The following is an 18,371-nucleotide window of genomic DNA, read 5'->3' on the forward strand; positions in this document are numbered from 1 at the left end:
GAAAGGACGGTGAAAGTATGTATCAAAACTTACGAAAGAAGTTGGAAGAGGCTTCTCCTTTATATTATGAGGAAGAAATCTTATGGTTACTGGATCATATTGGTCATCCAGAAGCGACAATCCGTGATGAGTTAGTCTTTTCGTCCTTAGCAAGGGGACTTCAGACTGACATATTTTCAGCTGAACAGTTTCGTTTCTTGGCTCAAGAAGCAGTTAACAGACAAGGACTTTTTTACAAGAGTGATAAAAATGGTCAAGCTACCTTAACACGCTCCTTCACAGCTTTACTTTATGCCAATCTCTTAAACTGTGATGGTAATCCAAACTCTTCGTATTATCAGGCATTATCAGTGCAAGGAAGAAAATATTTACTAGATAAGGGGCTAACCTACCTGTCAGTAGAAAGAGACACAAGGGGTTACTCCAGGAAATACGGTTGGGTTCATGCCTTCGCTCATGGAGCAGACTTATTGACAGAAGTGGCTTGTCATCCGGACTTTCCCTCTAGTAGGATGCCAGAGGTTTTAGAGGTCATTCATCAAGTTTTTAAAAGAGTTTCAGTCCGTTTCGGAAATGATGAGGATTGGCGCTTAGCCCAGATGCTCTATCAAGCTGTCTTAAAGGAAAAACTGTCGCAGCGTGAACTTAGACTATGGCTTCAATCACAGAGTTTTCCATTGGAAAACAACCAAGACTTCATTTCTTTTTCCAATTTTCGCTCCTGCTTATTAGAAGTCTATGTGAAGTTGGACAGCAAAAAGCAGCTCTCAGATGAGCTGAGAGCTGCTATTCAACATTTCCATTACTGAACTTCAATTACTGTTAAAGCATCTCGCAGTTCAGCTGCCAGGTGTTTTTTCTTATAGTCTCGAAATTCGACTAAATCTTTAACAGCATTATAACGCTTGTGCAGGCGGTACATCTGGGGGATCTTATACTGAGGAAAGTCATTAAAAAAGTTCCGAGTCAGTTCCCATTCGCGGATGTAGCCCAGAGGACGCATATGGTAACGGACACCTTCGATAACACGGCTTTGGTGGCGGTGGTGGAGATGACCAAAAATCACTTCTTTCACCCTGTATTTGACAAAGAGCTGATGAAAAGCTTGGCTTCCTAGGAAGGCGTTGAAGCGCTGGAAATAGGGATGGTCGTATAGAAAGTCTTGATGGGGGACAAAATGCAGAGCAACAATAATGGGACCATCTAAAGTCATCAGCAGTTTTTCTAACTCTTGCAACGTCTGAGCTGTAATACTAGGGTCGTCTAAGGCTCTCTTTAATCTGCGATCAAACCAGAAATTGGTCTTGGTGCGCAGATGCTCTTCTTTGCTTTTTTCTGGAACAAAGCTGTAGTCGTACCAGCCAGAAAAGCTGACGAGCTTGGTCTGGCCGAACTGTTGGACCTGAAAATCATAGTTTGAAATTTCTTGCTCAGAAAGTCCCAGCATATCGTGATTTCCCAGATTAAAAGAAAGGGGAATCTCTTGCTTCAAAGTTTCAAGAAAGGGCAAACTGATATTGGTCAGGTCGTTGGACAAATCCCCTGCGATGTGTAGGTGGTCAATCCCTTCTTCTCTTAAAAGCTGGCGGAGTGCTTGTCGCTCAAAGTCTCCAAATTGATTGGAATCCAGATGGAGGTCGCTCATAAATCCGATTCTTGTCATGGTTTTAGTCTAGCATATTTTTCAAAACTTGAAAATGCTTAAGGCCCTATGGAGAGTCTCCCTTTTTATCAAAACACCTCATAAATTTTCGTAATCTTGTATTTCGTTTATCCATGAATGAAGTCTAGGAAGTCTTGAAATAATTCTTCCAACCCCATGTCATTATATTACTTTTCTAACAATTAGGTGACAAGGAGTCGCTTGTCTTGCCTAGCTAGGGAAAATCCGATAAAATGTAAGCTGCTGAATGTGAGATTAGGCAAACTGTTTAATTTATGTTATAATTAAACGATATGTGAAAAGAGGTATTTATGGACATTTCAGAAATTCGTCAAAAGATTGACGCAAATCGTGAAAAATTAGCTTCTTTCAGGGGGTCTCTTTGACTTAGAAGGTCTGGAAGAAGAAATTGCCATCTTAGAAAATAAGATGACAGAACCCGACTTTTGGGATGACAACATTGCAGCCCAAAAGACATCTCAAGATCTGAATGAACTCAAGCAAACCTATGAAAATTTCCATCAGATGACCGAGCTTTTTGATGAATCGGAAATCTTGCTTGATTTTCTGGCTGAAGATGAGTCGGTTCAGGGTGAGTTAGAAGAAAAGCTGGCCGAACTCGAGAAAATGATGACCAGCTATGAAATGACCCTGCTCCTATCTGAGCCTTATGACAATAACAATGCTATCCTTGAAATTCACCCGGGCTCTGGTGGTACAGAGGCCCAGGATTGGGGAGATATGCTGCTGCGTATGTATACACGCTTTGGCAATGCCAAGGGCTTCAAAGTAGAGGTCTTGGACTATCAAGCTGGTGATGAAGCAGGCATCAAGTCAGTGACTCTTTCATTTGAAGGGCCGCACGCTTATGGCTTGCTCAAGTCAGAAATGGGAGTCCACCGTTTGGTCCGGATTTCGCCATTTGACTCAGCTAAGCGTCGCCATACTTCCTTTACCTCAGTAGAGGTCATGCCAGAGCTGGATGACACCATTGAGGTGGAAATTCGCGATGACGATATTAAGATGGACACTTTCCGCTCGGGAGGAGCCGGCGGGCAGAACGTCAATAAAGTCTCTACCGGTGTGCGACTGACCCATATTCCTACGGGAATTGTGGTGCAGTCTACCGTTGACCGGACCCAGTATGGAAACCGTGATCGGGCGATGAAGATGCTGCAGGCTAAGCTTTATCAGCTAGAGCAAGAGAAACAAGCAGCCGAAGTTGATTCACTCAAGGGAGATAAGAAGGAGATTTCCTGGGGCAGCCAAATCCGCTCTTATGTCTTTACGCCTTATACTATGGTCAAAGACCATCGGACCAGTTACGAAGTAGCACAGGTGGACAAGGTGATGGATGGAGATTTGGATGGTTTCATCGACGCTTATTTGAAATGGCGTTTGAACTAGGAAGTGTAAGAGATTAGAATTAGATTGAAAGGAAATTTCAATAGATGTCAATAATTGAAATGAAAGATGTTGTCAAGAAGTATGGCAACGGGACCACTGCCCTGCGTAGTGTGTCTATTAACGTAGAACCTGGGGAGTTTGCCTATATTGTAGGCCCTTCAGGAGCGGGAAAGTCAACCTTTATTCGTTTGCTTTACCGGGAGATAAAGCTGGATAAGGGAAGTCTGAAAGTAGCTGATTTTGACTTAGCTAAGATTAAGAAGCGTGATGTTCCAATGCTGCGCCGTCAGGTTGGAGTCGTCTTTCAAGACTATAAACTTCTTCCTAAAAAGACAGTGTATGAGAATATTGCTTATGCCATGGAAGTTATCGGTGAGCGCCGCCGCAATATTAAAAAGCGGGTTATGGAAGTGCTGGACCTAGTTGGCCTTAAGCATAAGGTTCGCTCATTCCCTAACGAGCTTTCCGGTGGTGAGCAGCAGCGGATTGCCATTGCGCGTGCTATTGCTAACAATCCTAAAGTCCTAATTGCGGATGAGCCGACAGGAAACTTGGACCCAGATAATTCTTGGGAGATTATGAACCTGCTGGAGCGGATTAACCTTCAGGGAACGACTGTCCTGATGGCAACCCACAACAGCCAGATTGTAAATACTCTGCGTCACCGCGTTATTGCTATTGAAAATGGCCGTGTGGTACGTGATGAAGCGGAAGGAGAATACGGATACGATGATTAGAAGATTTTTTCGCCATTTGATTGAGTCGCTTAAGAGTCTTACGCGGAATGGTTGGATGACTGTAGCGGCTGTCAGCTCGGTTATGATTACCTTGAGCTTAGTGGCTGTCTTTGCTTCAGTAATTTTAAATACAGCTAAGCTGGCAAATGATATTTCAAATAATGTCCGCGTTATGGTCTACATGCGTAAGGATGTTGCCGACAATAGCGAAACGATTGTAAAAGAAGGCCAAACAGTTCAGAATGAGGACTACCATAAGGTCTATGATGCTCTGACTTCTATGAAAAATGTAGATAAGGTTACTTTTTCTAGTAAGGAAGAACAATATGAGCAGCTGACAGAAACCATGGGTAGCGAGTGGAAGATTTTTGACGGTGATGCCAACCCACTTTACGATGCTTATATTGTTGAGACCAAGGCGCCTAAGTATGTAGAATCTGTTACAAAAGATGCTCGGAAGATTGATGGTGTTTCAGAGGTTCAAAATGGTGGTACCAATACCAAAAAGCTCTTTGCGCTTTCTAATTTTATCCAAACGTGGGGCTTGATTGGTGCAGCGCTTCTGATTTTTGTTGCTGTCCTTCTCATTTCCAATACTATTCGGATTACCATTATTTCCCGCAGTCGCGAGATCCAAATCATGCGCTTGGTTGGTGCCAAGAATAGCTATATCCGTGGACCTTTCTTGTTTGAAGGGGCCTGGATTGGCTTGCTAGGGGCAACAATTCCGTCAGTGGCAGTGTATTTTATATACAAAATAGCCTTCCAGACTATGAATAAGAGCCTAGTCGGTCAAGGGCTTTCTATGATTGATCCGAAACTCTTTAGTCCGATTATGATAGCAATACTCTTCGTATTGGGTATTCTTATCGGATCATTGGGATCTGTCTTCTCTATGAGACGCTTCTTGAAGATTTAATAATACATAAAAAACCAGAGTTTGAAGAATTTCAAACTCTGGTTTTGTTATAGATAACTATAGGTAATTGCTTAAATGTCTACTAAGCTAAAAATGGATTAAAGACTTTTTCATGTGAAATAGTGGTGTCATGCCCATGACCAGGATAAACAGCATAGTCTTTGGGCAATACCAGAAGTTTTTCACGAATGGACGTCAGCAATTGTTCCATGTTTCCTGTCGGCAGATCCGTTCGTCCGATGCTTTCCCGAAAGAGGGCATCGCCCGTCAAAACAAGGCGGTCATCTGGAAAGACTAGAGAGACACCTCCGATAGAGTGGCCAGGTGTTGCAAGCGCATAGAAATGAAAGCCTCCAAGGTCATTGTCTGTCTCGTAGGAGAAAAACTCCTCTGCTGGTCGACAGATGATATCATCCATATCAGCATGGCGCGCCAGACCAGATAGGTTATCTGTCGGTGTGTAAAGCCAGCTGCTTTCACTCTCAGCCACATAGACAGGTGGGGCAGCATAGTGCTCTCGGACCTTTTCTAAGCTCATAATGTGGTCATAATGGGTGTGAGTCAAAAGAATAGCAATAACAGGCTTGGCGAGTTCCTCCAGCTTTCGCTCAATCTTTTTCCAGTCACTGCCAGGATCGACGACTAGGAGGCCCTGATCATTCTCTAAGATATAGGTATTTTCAAAAGCTACAAGGTTGATAATTTTATGAATTTTCATCTGATTTCCTCGGAAAATATATTCTGCTATTGAGTGTAACAGAAAAGCGGTTTTTTTGCACAGAATTGCTTTCTAGGCTAGAGCTGAAAATTTTCAGATGTCTCAGAATGGCTTTTATGATATAATCTTAGCAGTATGACACAAAATGATTATAAGTATGCCGTTGTGGACTTGGAGGCTACAGGAACGGGCAGCAGTGCAAAGATTATCCAGATTGGCATTGTTCTGATTGAGAATGGAATCATTACCAAGACTTATGAAACAGATGTCAATCCTCATGAGGAACTGGATGAACATATCAAAGAGCTGACGGGATTGAATGATGAGCGGCTTGGCCGAGCACCGGAGTTTTCTCAGGTAGCAGCTGAGGTATATGAGTTGATTCAGGATGCGATTTTTGTCGCTCATAATGTCAAGTTTGATGCCAATCTACTAGCGGAGGCCCTTTTCTGGGAAGGGTTTGACTTGCTGACACCGCGTGTGGACACGGTAGAGTTGGCTCAGGTCTTCTACCCGACCTTTGATAAATATTCTTTGGGCAATCTTTGCAATTTGCTGGATATTTCTTTGGAAAACGCCCATACTGCTCTGGCAGATGCTCAAGCAACGGCTCAGCTATTTTTAAAAATACAAGACAAAATCAAGAGCCTACCCAAGGCCTTGGTTGAGAAAATGTTAACTTTGGCAGATAGCATTATCTATGAGTCGCGTCTGGCTATCGAGGAAGTTTATCAGACAATGCCGGATCAGCAAGATAAGGAACTGCAATCCTGCCATGGTATTTTCCTGCGACGTCCCCAAAAGCTGACTTCGGAAAAGAAGCTGTCGCAGGATTTCCTGACCAATCTATACCTGCTGGGCTTAGAAGAGCGGCCAGAACAGCTCAAGTTTGCTCGCTTTATGGAGGAAGCTCTGGACCAGCAGGAGGCTAGTTTTTTAGAGGCGCAGACAGGCTTAGGTAAGACCTTTGGCTACTTGCTGCCTATCTTGTCTAGAGGTCAAGAAAAAGTACTAGTGACGGTTCCGACTAAGATCCTGCAGGACCAGCTGCTGCAAAAGGAAGGGCGATTGTTGGAGGAAGTATTTGGTATTTCCTTTCACAGTCTCAAGAGTCCGGAGAATTATATCAAGCTGGACCATTTCTATCAGACACTGGACAGGGAATATGACAACCGTCTGGTTAATCGCTGTAAGCTGCAACTCTTGGTTTGGCTGACAGAAACTAAAACAGGTGATTTGAACGAAATCGGGCAGGCTCATCGCTTCTCAAGCTACTTCAATGAAATCCGTCATGATGGCAAGCTAAGCAAACATTCTCTTTTTTATGAGGAAGATTTTTGGCGGTTGGGACAGGTCAAGTCGGCTACTAGTCGAGTCGTGATTACTAATCATGCTTACCTGCTGACGCGTTTAGAGGATGACCAGTCTTTGCTGGACAATCGTGTTCTGGTAGTTGATGAAGCTCAGAAGATGTTTTTTGCCTTGGAAAGTTTCTCTCAAGCCAATATAAATCTAACTAAAACGCTGCAGCAGATAAATCATCTCCTTCAGGAAGAAGGGGAGCTTCTGCAGCAACGGCTTTTGCAAAGCATTCAGTTTGAGCTGGCTGATGCCGCAGAGAAGCATCGCAAGAAAGCATCTGAGCTAAGTCCGGAAAAGATTGCCCGACTGCTTCAGGATGTGTCCGAGTTAAAGACTAGTGCACTGCCTGAGCTGCAGCACTTGTTCAGTGGCAAATACCAGTATTATTGGTTGGTTGATGAAGATTTGGCAGATCATCGCTTGATGACTCTGTATGCTGGCCGTTCAGAATTACTGCATTTCACAGATTTTTTGCCTGAAAGTGCCAAGGTTATCTTGGTTTCGTCTACTCTGGAAATCAGCTCTAAGGTCAATTTGGCGCAGTTGCTAGGCTTTGAAAGTTATCACTTTTACAAGCTGAAAAGCAAGAAGAAGCCACTGCAGAAGCTCTTTTTAGATGAAAGTTTTCCAGCAGTAGTGGATTTGTCAACTGAGGATTTTGCGCAAGAGATTGTTGCTTGCCTGCAAGAAGTGGCAGAACTTGGTCTGCCTATCGTCGTCCTCTTCACCTCTAAAGACTTGCTTTTGACTGTTTCGGAATTGTTGGCTCTGCCGCATTTGGCCCAATATAAAAATGGCGATGCCGGCAATATCAAGCGGCGTTTCGNTAGAGGAGAGGCAGGTATCCTTTTGGGCTCTGGCAGCTTCTGGGAGGGGGCGGATTTTGCTGAGCAAGACCAGATTATTCAGCTGATTACTCGGATTCCATTTGACAATCCCAAGGATTTCTTTGTGCAGAAGATTAACAGCCGCTTGAAAGCGGAAGGTAAGAATGCCTTTTATGATTATCAACTGCCTCTTGCCATCTTACGGCTTAAGCAGGCTATTGGCCGGACCCGGCGCAATGAACATCAGAAGTCAGCTGTTATTCTTTTGGACAACCGCATCTCTAGCAAACGCTACGGCAAGCAGATTCAGCATCATCTGTCACAATTAGCTTCTTTGGACATTCTGCCAGAGACAGCCATTATGCAGGAATTACAAGACTTTTTTGACTGAAACTATCTGAAATCAGCTGAGTTTTATCGGCTGATTTTTTAGGTTCAATCAGATTTTTGGGACAAAATTTGTTATAATGAGAGGCATAGGAAAGAAGGGGTGTTCGTGAAAAAATATTTACCAGGAATTCTGTTATCCTTTGGAATAGCGGCTGTTTCTATCTTTTTAGGCGGCTTGCTTCCCTTGATAGGCTCTAGTGTTTTTGCTATTGTCTTTGGGATTGTTTTGAACAACAGTATGAAGCTGCCGGCTGTATTTCAGGAAGGACTCAGCTATTCGGGGAAGAAATTGCTGCAGTATTCCATCATCTTTTTGGGATTTTCCATGTCCATAGGTCAGGTTTCTGAGACAGGGATTTCTTCTCTTCGTATCAGTCTTATCACTATTCTGATAGCCTTTCTGGCGGCCTATTTGGCTGGCCGTTTCTTTAAAATGAAACGTGTCTTGACTATTTTAATCGGTTTTGGAACAGCTATCTGCGGCGGCTCTGCCATTGCGGCCGCCTCACCAATCTTGGAGGCTGATGAAGAGGAAATCGCCCTGTCCATCTCCACTATTTTCTTTTTCAATATCTTAGCGGTATTCATTTTCCCTTTTTTAGGGCATTTGCTGCAGATGTCGGATGACTTTTTCGGGACTTGGGCCGGAACAGCCATCAATGATACTTCGTCAGTAGTGGCAGCAGGCTATACATATAGCCCGTCAGCTGGGGACTTGGCGACCATTGTCAAGCTTAGTCGGGCTCTGATGATTGTACCGGCCTGCTTGATCTTCGCGGCTTATCGCTATATCAAGCCTAAGCAGTCAGCACAAAAGACAAACTTGAAACAGATTTTTCCTTGGTTTATAGCCTGGTTTGTCTTAGCTTCACTTGTCAGCAGTCTAGGACTTGTGCCGGCTGCTATCATTCCTTATACAAAATTCATTTCTCAGTGGCTGATGGCTATGGCCTTGGCAGCTATTGGCGCAAAGGTTTCCTTTAAGCAGTTTAAACAAGCAGGAGCAGCGCCTTTGCTGACTGGTGCCTTCGCTTGGTTTTGCGTCGCTGTTTCTAGCTTGATTATCCAGTATTTTTTCTAAAAAGGAGGGACTATGCCTTATCAAAGACGCACGTTTGAGTCTCGGATTGATTATAGTTTAATTTTGCCCGTTTTGATGCTGCTCTCAATCGGTGTTGTGGCTATTTACATTGCTGTTAGTCATGATTATCCTGACAATGCCTGGCCAATGGTTGAGCAGCAGATCGCCTGGATTGCGGTGGGCTTCCTGCTCAGCTTTATCCTCATGTTTTTTAATACCAAGTTTCTCTGGAAAATTACGCCTTATCTCTATGTTTTTGGTCTTGGTCTCATGGTCTTGCCTCTGATTTTTTACAGCGAATCGCTGGTAGCCTCCACTGGTGCCAAAAACTGGATTGCTATTCGTGGGGTGACCCTCTTTCAGCCCTCAGAGTTTATGAAGATTTCATATATTCTCATGCTGTCGCGGCTGGTGGTTCATTTTCTCCAGCAACATAAGCAGGATGAGCGAACCCTGGCTTTAGACTTTTTTCTAATCCTGAAGCTAGGGCTCTACACAGTTCCTGTTCTGGTTCTGTTAACCCTTCAAAGTGATTTGGGAACAGCTCTGGTTTTTGTAGCTATATACGGCGGTATCGTGCTACTGTCAGGTGTTTCTTGGAAGATTATCCTGCCGGTCTTTCTGACGGGGGTCTTGCTGTTGGGAGGATTTCTCTTTATCTTTATTTCCGATGGCGGCCGTGCCTTTCTGCATAATCTTGGCATGCCAACCTACCAAATCAATCGGATTTTGGCTTGGCTTCATCCTTTTGATTACGCTCAGACGACCACCTTCCAACAAGCACAGGGACAAATCGCTGTCGGAAGCGGCGGTTTGACTGGTCAAGGCTTTAATGTTTCGAATCTTTTGGTTCCTGTTCGGGAAAGCGATATGATTTTCACCGTCATTGCAGAAGATTTTGGCTTTTTGGGCTCGACCTTGGTTATCATGCTCTATTTACTGCTGATTTATCGCATGCTCAAGATTACGATTAAATCTAACAACCAGTTTTATACCTATATCTCAACTGGCTTTATCATGATGCTGCTCTTCCATATCTTTGAAAATATTGGAGCGGTGACAGGGATTCTGCCTCTGACAGGGATTCCGCTGCCCTTTATCTCACAGGGTGGTTCTTCCATCATCAGTAATCTTATCGGTGTTGGTCTCCTGCTGTCCGTCTCCTATCAGAACAGCCTGACGGATGAAAAGAAGGAGCGAATTCCTGCAGTCCGAAAAAAAGTCGTACTGAAGAAATTAAAATAAAATAAACAGATAGCAAGTTTTTGACTCACAAATCAGATGCGATTTTGTGACTGGCTCATCTCAGAAAGGATATTTTCATGAAAAAAGCAGCTTTACTCTTAGCTCCCGGTTTTGAAGAAATCGAGGCCTTGACAGTTGTGGATGTCTTGCGCCGTGCAGGTCTTGTCTGTAATATGATTGGTTTTGATGAATCAGTGACTGGGTCTCATGCCATCACTGTTCAAGCGGATCAGGTCTGGAAGGGGCGGCTGGATGACTACGATATGGTCATCTTGCCAGGAGGGATGCCAGGATCGGCTAATCTCCGTGATGATGACCGCCTGATGCAGCTTTTGCAGGACTTTCAGCAGGCGGACAAATTCATCGCTGCCATCTGTGCTGCTCCCATTGCTCTTGACCGTGCAGGTATCTTGACTGGTAAGTATTTCACTTGCTATGATGGTGCGCAAGACAATATTAAAAATGGAACTTACCGTAAAGAAACAGTTCTTGTTGATGGGAAGCTGATTACTAGCCGTGGTCCATCGACTGCCTTGGCTTTCGCCTATGAGCTGGTTCGTCAGCTGGGAGGGGACGCCGAGCAGTTGGCTGATGCTATGCTTTATACAGATGTATTTGGAAAATAAAGAAGATGCTGGGATTCATAATGTTTCCCAGCTTTTTTGAAGTCTAATTTACCTTAGCGCTCCTCTATATGGAACGGGTTTAGGGATATTGGAAAGGACGAAACCATCATCCATTTTTAAATTTTAGATTCTTTGAGATATTTTGTTTAGAAAAAGGGTTGAAAAAAGTCGGAAAAGTGCTGGATTCGGGCAAATATTAGCCCCTTTTTCATGAAAATTATGGTATAATGAAAGGTATGAATTATCAAGATTACATCTGGGATTTAGGTGGAACACTCTTGGATAATTATGAAACTTCGACAGCAGCTTTTGTTCAAACCTTGAAAGAGTTTGGTCTGCAAGCTGGTCACGACGAAGTTTATAAGGCCCTCAAGGTGTCTACAGACTATGCTGTCCAGCAGTTTGCTCCCCAAGAAAAAGACTTTTTAAAGTTTTATAAGGCCAATGAAGCAGAAGAGTTGACTCACCCTGTCTTATTTGACGGCGCAGCAGAGTTGCTTAGGCGGATTGTGGCCAAGGGCGGTCGGAACTTTCTGGTCTCCCACCGGGACAACCAAGTGCTGGAAATTTTGGAGAAAACTGCCATTGCATCAGTATTTACAGAAGTGGTGACATCGGCGAATGGCTTTCCAAGGAAACCCTCACCAGACTCCATGCTCTATCTAAAAGACAAGTATCAGATTTCCTCTGGCTTGGTCATAGGTGACCGTACTCTGGATATTAAAGCAGGGCAGGCAGCTGGCTTTGATACCTATCTCTTTGATAATATGCAGCATCTTGAAGAATTTATAGATATTGATTAGAAAAGGAACACTATGACAGAAGAAAAGCAGCAAGATATACAGGCCCAGGAATATGATGCCAGTCAGATTCAGGTCTTAGAAGGCTTAGAAGCCGTTCGTATGCGTCCGGGGATGTATATCGGTTCGACCTCCAAGGAAGGTCTTCACCATTTAGTATGGGAAATTGTTGACAACTCAATTGATGAGGCGCTGGCTGGTTTTGCCAGTCACATTCAAGTCTTTATCGAAAAAGACAATTCCATCACGGTAGTAGATAACGGTCGGGGAATTCCTGTTGATATTCAGGAGAAAACAGGCCGTCCGGCCGTGGAAACCGTCTTTACCGTGCTCCATGCCGGAGGAAAATTCGGCGGTGGCGGATACAAGGTATCGGGAGGTCTGCACGGTGTGGGTTCTTCCGTTGTAAATGCCCTATCCACTCAGCTGGATGTCCGTGTTTATAAAAACGGTCAGATTCATTACCAAGAATATCGTCGTGGTCATGTAGTCGCTGATTTAGAAATCATTGGCGAGACAGACCGTACAGGTACCACAGTTCATTTCACACCGGATCCAGAGATTTTCACTGAAACAGTAGAATTTGACTTTGAAAAGCTCAATAAGCGGGTACAAGAACTGGCCTTCCTCAACCGTGGTCTCAGAATTTCCATCACTGATAAGCGGGATGGAATGGAGCAGGCCAAGGATTACCACTATGAGGGTGGGATTGCCAGCTATGTCCAATACATCAATGAAAACAAGGATGTAATCTTTGAAACGCCGATTTATACCGACGGCGAAATGGATGACATTACGGTTGAAGTAGCTATGCAGTATACGACTGGCTACCACGAAACAGTCATGAGCTTTGCCAATAACATCCATACCCACGAGGGTGGAACACATGAGCAAGGTTTCCGGACAGCCCTGACAAGGGTTATCAATGACTATGCCAAGAAAAACAAGCTTCTCAAAGAAAACGAAGACAATCTGACTGGGGAAGATGTTCGTGAGGGACTGACAGCGGTCATCTCTGTCAAGCACCCTAACCCTCAGTTTGAAGGTCAGACTAAGACCAAGCTGGGCAATAGCGAAGTGGTCAAGATTACCAATCGCCTCTTCAGCGAAGCTTTCTCAGATTTCCTCTTGGAAAATCCTGCGGTAGCTCGAAAAATCGTTGAAAAAGGAATTTTGGCTTCTAAGGCCCGAATTGCTGCCAAGCGAGCTCGAGAAGTAACCCGCAAAAAGTCTGGCTTGGAAATTTCCAATCTGCCAGGAAAATTGGCTGACTGTTCGTCCAACGATCCACAGGAAACGGAACTCTTCATCGTGGAGGGGGATTCAGCGGGTGGTTCAGCTAAGTCCGGTCGTAACCGTGAATTTCAGGCTATTTTGCCAATTCGCGGTAAGATTCTCAACGTTGAAAAAGCCAGCATGGACAAGATATTGGCCAATGAAGAAATCCGCAGCCTCTTTACTGCTATGGGAACTGGCTTTGGAGCTGACTTTGATGTCAGCAAGGCCCGCTACCAAAAATTAGTTATCATGACCGATGCCGATGTAGACGGTGCTCACATTCGGACCCTGCTCTTAACCTTGATTTACCGCTATATGAAGCCGGTTCTGGAAGCTGGATTTGTCTATATCGCTCAGCCGCCAATCTATGGTGTCAAGGTCGGAAGTGAAGTCAAAGAATACATCCAGCCAGGTGCTAATCAGGAAGAAGAGCTTCAGGCTGCTTTGGCTCGCTACAGTGAAGGTCGTTCCAAGCCAACCATTCAACGCTACAAGGGGCTCGGAGAGATGGATGACCATCAGCTGTGGGAGACAACTATGAATCCTGAACATCGCTTGATGGCTCGGGTTTCAGTGGATGATGCAGCGGAAGCTGACAAGATTTTTGACATGCTGATGGGGGATCGCGTTGAACCTCGTCGTGAATTTATCGAAGAAAATGCTGTATACAGTACGCTCGACGTCTAAAAAAATCAGAAAAATCAACCATTATGGGCAAAAATATGATATAATCATTATGTTTGCTTTATAGTAACAATGTGAAGGAGTTCTATATGTCTATTGGACTAGTTATTCTCGTTGCTGTGGTAGCTCTGCTTTTGGTTGTCGGCTATGGTACTGCAGTTCTGATGAGAAAGAGAAATGAAGCTTTACTTCAACATTTGGAGGAGAGAAAAGAAGCACTCTATAATCTCCCTGTGAATGATGAAGTTGAAGAAGTAAAAAATATGCATTTGATTGGGCAGAGTCAGGTAGCCTTCCGTGAATGGAATCAAAAATGGGTAGACTTGTCTTTAAATTCATTTGCTGATATCGAAAATAATCTATTTGAAGCAGAAGGTTACAATAATTCTTTCCGTTTCATAAAAGCTAAGCATGCCATCGGCAATATTGAAAGCCAGATCGACTTGATTGACGAAGATATCAAGATGATTCGTGCAGCCTTGGAAGATCTTAAAGAGCAAGAGTCTAAGAATAGTGGCCGTGTGCTCCATGCCCTGGATTTGTTTGAAAAACTGCAAACCCAGGTGGCGGAGAATGCAGACTCGTATGGGCAAGCCTTAGCTGAGATTGAAAAACAGCTGGAAAACATCCAGTCAGAGTTTTCTCAGTTTGTGACCCTTAATTCTTCAGGTGACCCGGTTGAAGCAGCTGAAATCTTGGATAAGGCTGAGGATCATATTCTTGCTCTGACACATATCGTTGAGAAAGTTCCTGCCATTGTCGAAGAGTTGACTGTGAAATTGCCAGATCAGTTGGAAGACTTAGAATCTGGTCACCGTAAGCTCTTGGAATCTGGTTATCACTTTATCGAAACTGATATAGAGTCACGCTTCCAGCAGCTTCATGCAAGTCTCAAACGCAACGAAGCCAACATTTCTGCCTTAGAGCTGGATAATGCTGAGTATGAAAATGAGCAGGCGCAAGAAGAGATTAACGCTCTCTATGAAATTTTTACGCGGGAAATTGAAGCCCACAAAGTAGTGGAGAAGTTGATTAAAAACTTGCCTAGCTATCTGGCTCATACAAAGGAAAACAACCAGCAACTCCAAAAAGAGATAGAACGTTTGTCTCAAACCTTCCTTCTCTCTGATACGGAAACTTCTCATGTCAAGGAGTTGCAGGCTGAGCTTTCTGCTCAGGAAGATGTGGTGCTTAGCGCGGTAGAAGATTCTTCTGAAACCAAGCAAGCTTATTCTGTAGTTCAGGAAGAGTTAGAAGCTATCCAAGAGCGGTTGAAAGAAATCGAAGATGAGCAGATTTCTCTTGGTGAAGCACTGGCAGAGATTGAAAAAGATGATGCCAACGCTCGCCAGAAGGTCAATATCTATGCTAACAAATTGCATACCATTAAGAGATATATGGAAAAGCGCAATTTGCCAGGTATTCCAGACTCTTTTTTAGAAATTTTCTTCTCAACCAGCAATAATATTGAAGAGTTGGTTAAGGAATTGGAAGCTGCACGAGTCAATATCGAATCAGTTAACCGTTGGCTGGAAATTCTAGGGAATGATATGGAGCAATTGGAAGAAGAAACCTATCGTATCGTCCAAGATGCTACCCTGACTGAGCAGTTGCTGCAGTATTCAAACCGCTATCGTTCCTTTGATGATAACGTACAGGCGGCTTTCAACAAGTCCTTGTATGTCTTTGAACATGACTACGACTATGCTCAATCCTTGGAAATCATTTCAAAAGCTTTGGATCTTGTCGAGCCAGGCGTGACAGAGCGTTTTGTGACATCCTACGAAAAAACACNCGAGAATATTCGTTTTTAAAAAAAGTTCCTGAGGGAACTTTTTTCTTTTACAAAGAGAAAGCTAGAGAACAGTCAGTAACAAGGATTCTGGGACTTCAATTTTTTCCAGCTTGTTTTGAAATAGAATTTCCTGTATAATACAAAAAAATAAAAAGAATGAGGTCGGACAATGAAAACAGTCAAAGGCTTGTTAGTCATGGATGTAGACAGCACCTTAATCATGGAAGAAGGGATTGACCTGCTAGGTGAGGAAGCGGGTGTAGGAGCTCAGGTTGCGGCTATTACCGAGCGTGCCATGCGAGGAGAGTTGGACTTTGAAGCTGCCTTACGTGAGCGAGTCGCCCTTTTAAAAGGGCTGCCAGAGGATATTTTTGCTCGAATTGCTGAAAGGATTCACTTCACTCCGGGAGCCGAGGACTTGGTCAAGGAGCTGCATAAACGTGGTTATAAAGTAGGCTTGGTGTCGGGTGGTTTTCATGAAACGGTGGACAGACTAGCTGAGCAGCTTGGAATTGACTACGTCAAGGCAAATCGTTTGGAAATCCAGCAGGGCATTTTGACAGGCCAAGTCTTAGGAGAGATTGTCACTAAGGATACCAAGCTTGCCATGCTAAAAGCATGGGCGGCTGAAAATAAGTTGGAATTAAATCAAACAATTGCTATGGGGGATGGCGCCAATGATCTGCCTATGATTCAAGCGGCAGGGATAGGAATTGCCTTTATGGCCAAGCCAATCGTGCGAGAGCAGGCTCCTTATCAGATTCAAGAATGCAATCTCTATCGTGTCATTGATCTTTTAGACAATAGAAAAGAATAGGAGAGAAGCATGCATATTCTTATTGCACCGGATTCTTTCAAGGAAAGCTTGTCAGCTCCTCAGGTTGCTCAAGCTCTTCAGACGGGCTTTTCTCAGGCCTTGCCAGATGCCAGCTTTGACTTGGTTCCGGTCGGTGACGGGGGCGAGGGGACAATGGCTGCGCTGACAGCAGCCTTGGGCTGGGCTGAATTTTTCCACACTGTGACTGGACCCTTTGGTCAGCCAGTAAAAATGCCCTACGCCAGAAATGGTCAGCAAGCGCTTTTTGAAATGGCTGACTTGGTAGGACTTGCCTCTATTCCTCAGGAAAAACGAAATCCCTTGGCCATAGAGACCAAAGGATTGGGAGAATTGATTTTGCACCTGGCTGAAGATGGTGTCAGAAAGATTTTAGTTGGTGTTGGGGGTTCGGCCAGCAATGACGGTGGAATTGGATTGGCTGCTGGATTGGGTTATAAATTTTTCGATGCGGACAATCATAGACTGCGTCCCATTGGCTCTTCATTAGGAAGAGTTGCACGAATATCAGCTGAGCAGGTTCCTGATTTCTTGAAAGAAGTTGAGATTGAGATTTTGACGGATGTAGACAATCCTCTCTGCGGAGAGCGAGGTGCGACAACTGTTTTCGGAGGACAGAAAGGTCTAGCTCCCCTACTCTTTTCTCAAGTAGACCAAGCTATGGCTGATTTCTATCAGTTGGTTGATCCTCAGGTGATTGATATGAATGGAACTGGGGCTGGAGGCGGAATGGCTGCTGGACTGGTTGCTTTTGCTGGAGGAAAAATTGTTTCGGGTATTGAAACCTGTCTAGATTTACTGGATTTTGATGAAAGAGTAAAAAAAGCGGACTTTGTCGTAGTGGGCGAGGGGCGGATGGACCGTCAGTCTTTGGCGGGCAAGGCACCAGTCGGGGTCGCAAGACGAACACCTGAAGGCATTCCTGTACTGGCGATTTGCGGTAGTCTGGCTGATGATTTACCGGATTTCCCAGTTGAGAATATTCAGGCAGCTTTTCCGATTATTGCACGAGCAGATAGCTTGGATAGGATTCTAGAGCAAGCGGAGCAAAATTTGATTCGCACAGCCAGAAATATTGGCAATGTACTAAAAATGAAAAAAAGCGGTTAGTCCGCTTTTTTTAGTAGGTATTCAATTTCTTTGACAATCATGCCCTTTTCAAAGAAGAAGATGTCACAAGAAATGTCACCAAAGTCATTTTCTAGAAGGGTCAGAATCCGATTCTGGTCGGGACTAAGCTGATAATAGGTGCAACGAAACTGGACGGGGTTCTTATGGTAGACTTTTTGAATTTTAGTCAGGTAGTCCGTTTTACCTTTGATGATTTCGATTGTGTCACCTTCTAATTCCCAGCTAACATGATCAGAAAGAAAAGTCTGATAGGTTTGCCAATCACGCTGATTTTCTGCTTCAAAGAAGGCAAAAAGTTTTTCTAAATTTGTCATCCTAGCTAAACCATTTTTTCCATAGAGAGCGCTTTTCTTTTACTGGTTTTTCTGCTGGCTGAAGGAGACTAGCAAACTGTTGGCTCATGTCCTTGTCATCTANTTGGACCAGATGGTCGCTATGGACAATCAGGCCAAAAGGAGAANACTGGTAATCGCTAGAGACGATAGTGGCTTCGCAGCCTAGTTCCTTAGAGGTTTTTAGATAAAAGATTTGATTGCTAGACTCGACTTCTGGGGAAATTTTGACAATTACTGGTTGGCAGTTTTTCATGATGATGCTGAGCATTTCTTTGAAATGATTGCGAATGAAAGAGTCGTTGGCTTGCTCAATGGAGCAAGAAGCCAGCACTCGCTCCTCAAAAGTCCCTAAAAACCTACGCTGTTCATCAGGGTTGAGCTTGACTCCGCCCTGAGCTTTTTCCATGATTACTTTATTAATATCAGTCATAATAAAATTGTACCATAAAAGGAGAAATTCTAAAAGGTCGAATCTTCTTTCTGATTTTCCGGAAAAACATTTATATAGTAAATTTGGAATCGTTTTCTTGTGCAAAAT

Annotated in this window: 17 protein-coding genes; 13 read left to right on the plus strand and 4 right to left on the minus strand. The window is 43.9% G+C overall.

Annotation, left to right across the window (positions count from 1 at the left end):
• The first annotated feature begins 17 nt into the window (after nucleotides 1-17).
• Nucleotides 18-809: a DUF2785 domain-containing protein gene (locus D8886_RS06435; RefSeq protein WP_002930030.1), complete on the plus strand. Its 792-nt coding sequence runs from the start codon at nucleotides 18-20 to the stop codon at nucleotides 807-809.
• Here the strand turns inward: D8886_RS06435 and D8886_RS06440 are convergent.
• Complete coding sequence (locus D8886_RS06440) at nucleotides 803-1,663, minus strand: metallophosphoesterase (RefSeq protein ID WP_002930031.1); 861 nt, start codon at nucleotides 1,661-1,663, stop codon at nucleotides 803-805. The genes D8886_RS06435 and D8886_RS06440 overlap by 7 nt on opposite strands.
• Before the next feature lie 311 nt (nucleotides 1,664-1,974).
• On the opposite strand from D8886_RS06440, the gene prfB reads away from it, so the two are divergent.
• From prfB to ftsX, 3 genes are all read left to right on the plus strand, one after another.
• Nucleotides 1,975-3,070, plus strand: a protein-coding gene (gene prfB, locus D8886_RS06445) for a peptide chain release factor 2 (protein WP_125342290.1) whose coding sequence is annotated in 2 segments (ribosomal slippage) — nucleotides 1,975-2,046 and nucleotides 2,048-3,070 — 1,095 coding nt in all. Because the reading frame shifts where the segments join, the coding sequence is not laid out codon by codon here.
• Nucleotides 3,071-3,114: 44 nt separating this feature from the next.
• Nucleotides 3,115-3,807 carry a cell division ATP-binding protein FtsE gene (gene ftsE, locus D8886_RS06450; protein WP_002895890.1) on the plus strand — a complete coding sequence of 231 codons (693 nt, stop codon included), beginning with the start codon at nucleotides 3,115-3,117 and terminating at the stop codon, nucleotides 3,805-3,807.
• Complete coding sequence (gene ftsX, locus D8886_RS06455; protein ID WP_002930032.1) at nucleotides 3,800-4,726, plus strand: permease-like cell division protein FtsX; 927 nt, start codon at nucleotides 3,800-3,802, stop codon at nucleotides 4,724-4,726. The genes ftsE and ftsX overlap by 8 nt, the downstream gene beginning before the upstream one ends.
• A gap of 82 nt (nucleotides 4,727-4,808) precedes the next feature.
• Here ftsX and D8886_RS06460 read toward each other — a convergent pair whose 3' ends face one another.
• A complete protein-coding gene (locus D8886_RS06460) occupies nucleotides 4,809-5,444 on the minus strand; it encodes an MBL fold metallo-hydrolase (protein WP_002930033.1) in 636 nt (211 codons plus the stop codon).
• A gap of 135 nt (nucleotides 5,445-5,579) precedes the next feature.
• Here D8886_RS06460 and D8886_RS06465 point away from each other — a divergent pair, with 135 nt between their 5' ends.
• The 9 genes from D8886_RS06465 (at nucleotide 5,580) to D8886_RS06505 (ending at nucleotide 17,477) form a co-directional block, all read left to right on the plus strand.
• Complete coding sequence (locus D8886_RS06465; protein WP_125434695.1) at nucleotides 5,580-8,024, plus strand: bifunctional DnaQ family exonuclease/ATP-dependent helicase; 2,445 nt, start codon at nucleotides 5,580-5,582, stop codon at nucleotides 8,022-8,024.
• Nucleotides 8,025-8,123: 99 nt separating this feature from the next.
• Nucleotides 8,124-9,104, plus strand: coding sequence for a YeiH family protein (locus D8886_RS06470; RefSeq protein WP_125434697.1), 981 nt, complete (start codon nucleotides 8,124-8,126; stop codon nucleotides 9,102-9,104).
• A gap of 12 nt (nucleotides 9,105-9,116) precedes the next feature.
• A complete protein-coding gene (locus D8886_RS06475; protein WP_125434699.1) occupies nucleotides 9,117-10,349 on the plus strand; it encodes an FtsW/RodA/SpoVE family cell cycle protein in 1,233 nt (410 codons plus the stop codon).
• A 77-nt stretch (nucleotides 10,350-10,426) separates the two neighbouring features.
• Nucleotides 10,427-10,975, plus strand: a complete 549-nt coding sequence (locus D8886_RS06480) for a DJ-1 family glyoxalase III (RefSeq protein WP_125337830.1) — start codon at nucleotides 10,427-10,429, stop codon at nucleotides 10,973-10,975.
• A gap of 236 nt (nucleotides 10,976-11,211) precedes the next feature.
• Nucleotides 11,212-11,778, plus strand: a complete 567-nt coding sequence (locus D8886_RS06485) for an HAD-IA family hydrolase (protein WP_312023309.1) — start codon at nucleotides 11,212-11,214, stop codon at nucleotides 11,776-11,778.
• Between the two features lie 12 nt (nucleotides 11,779-11,790).
• Nucleotides 11,791-13,740 (plus strand): DNA topoisomerase (ATP-hydrolyzing) subunit B, encoded by a 1,950-nt coding sequence (gyrB, locus tag D8886_RS06490; RefSeq protein WP_004187435.1) that lies wholly within the window; start codon nucleotides 11,791-11,793, stop codon nucleotides 13,738-13,740.
• An 86-nt stretch (nucleotides 13,741-13,826) separates the two neighbouring features.
• Nucleotides 13,827-15,551 carry a septation ring formation regulator EzrA gene (gene ezrA, locus D8886_RS06495; protein WP_125434703.1) on the plus strand — a complete coding sequence of 575 codons (1,725 nt, stop codon included), beginning with the start codon at nucleotides 13,827-13,829 and terminating at the stop codon, nucleotides 15,549-15,551.
• Between the two features lie 150 nt (nucleotides 15,552-15,701).
• Nucleotides 15,702-16,349 (plus strand): phosphoserine phosphatase SerB, encoded by a 648-nt coding sequence (gene serB, locus D8886_RS06500; protein WP_125356952.1) that lies wholly within the window; start codon nucleotides 15,702-15,704, stop codon nucleotides 16,347-16,349.
• 9 nt (nucleotides 16,350-16,358) lie between these two features.
• A complete protein-coding gene (locus D8886_RS06505) occupies nucleotides 16,359-17,477 on the plus strand; it encodes a glycerate kinase family protein (protein WP_125356951.1) in 1,119 nt (372 codons plus the stop codon).
• Here the strand turns inward: D8886_RS06505 and D8886_RS06510 are convergent.
• The gene (locus tag D8886_RS06510) at nucleotides 17,474-17,812 is read right to left on the minus strand and encodes a nuclear transport factor 2 family protein (RefSeq protein ID WP_125356950.1); all 339 of its coding nucleotides are present in this window, start codon (nucleotides 17,810-17,812) and stop codon (nucleotides 17,474-17,476) included. The two genes, D8886_RS06505 and D8886_RS06510, sit on opposite strands and share 4 nt — an antisense overlap.
• 1 nt (nucleotide 17,813) lies before the next feature.
• Nucleotides 17,814-18,263: a DUF1694 domain-containing protein gene (locus D8886_RS06515; protein WP_125434705.1), complete on the minus strand. Its 450-nt coding sequence runs from the start codon at nucleotides 18,261-18,263 to the stop codon at nucleotides 17,814-17,816.
• Between the last annotated feature and the right edge of the window lie 108 nt (nucleotides 18,264-18,371).

The sequence above is a fragment of the Streptococcus sanguinis genome, assembly GCF_003943655.1.
GTDB lineage: Bacteria > Bacillota > Bacilli > Lactobacillales > Streptococcaceae > Streptococcus > Streptococcus sanguinis_F.

Excerpts from the sequence above, each read along its gene's own strand:
- D8886_RS06435 (WP_002930030.1), top strand. The coding sequence starts at position 18 with ATGTATCAAAACTTACGAAAGAAGTTGGAAGAGGCTTCTCCTTTATAT.
- D8886_RS06440 (WP_002930031.1), bottom strand. The coding sequence starts at position 1,663 with ATGACAAGAATCGGATTTATGAGCGACCTCCATCTGGATTCCAATCAA.
- ftsE (WP_002895890.1), top strand. The coding sequence starts at position 3,115 with ATGTCAATAATTGAAATGAAAGATGTTGTCAAGAAGTATGGCAACGGG.
- ftsX (WP_002930032.1), top strand. The coding sequence starts at position 3,800 with ATGATTAGAAGATTTTTTCGCCATTTGATTGAGTCGCTTAAGAGTCTT.
- D8886_RS06460 (WP_002930033.1), bottom strand. The coding sequence starts at position 5,444 with ATGAAAATTCATAAAATTATCAACCTTGTAGCTTTTGAAAATACCTAT.
- D8886_RS06475 (WP_125434699.1), top strand. The coding sequence starts at position 9,117 with ATGCCTTATCAAAGACGCACGTTTGAGTCTCGGATTGATTATAGTTTA.
- D8886_RS06480 (WP_125337830.1), top strand. The coding sequence starts at position 10,427 with ATGAAAAAAGCAGCTTTACTCTTAGCTCCCGGTTTTGAAGAAATCGAG.
- D8886_RS06485 (WP_312023309.1), top strand. The coding sequence starts at position 11,212 with ATGAATTATCAAGATTACATCTGGGATTTAGGTGGAACACTCTTGGAT.
- gyrB (WP_004187435.1), top strand. The coding sequence starts at position 11,791 with ATGACAGAAGAAAAGCAGCAAGATATACAGGCCCAGGAATATGATGCC.
- serB (WP_125356952.1), top strand. The coding sequence starts at position 15,702 with ATGAAAACAGTCAAAGGCTTGTTAGTCATGGATGTAGACAGCACCTTA.
- D8886_RS06505 (WP_125356951.1), top strand. The coding sequence starts at position 16,359 with ATGCATATTCTTATTGCACCGGATTCTTTCAAGGAAAGCTTGTCAGCT.
- D8886_RS06510 (WP_125356950.1), bottom strand. The coding sequence starts at position 17,812 with ATGACAAATTTAGAAAAACTTTTTGCCTTCTTTGAAGCAGAAAATCAG.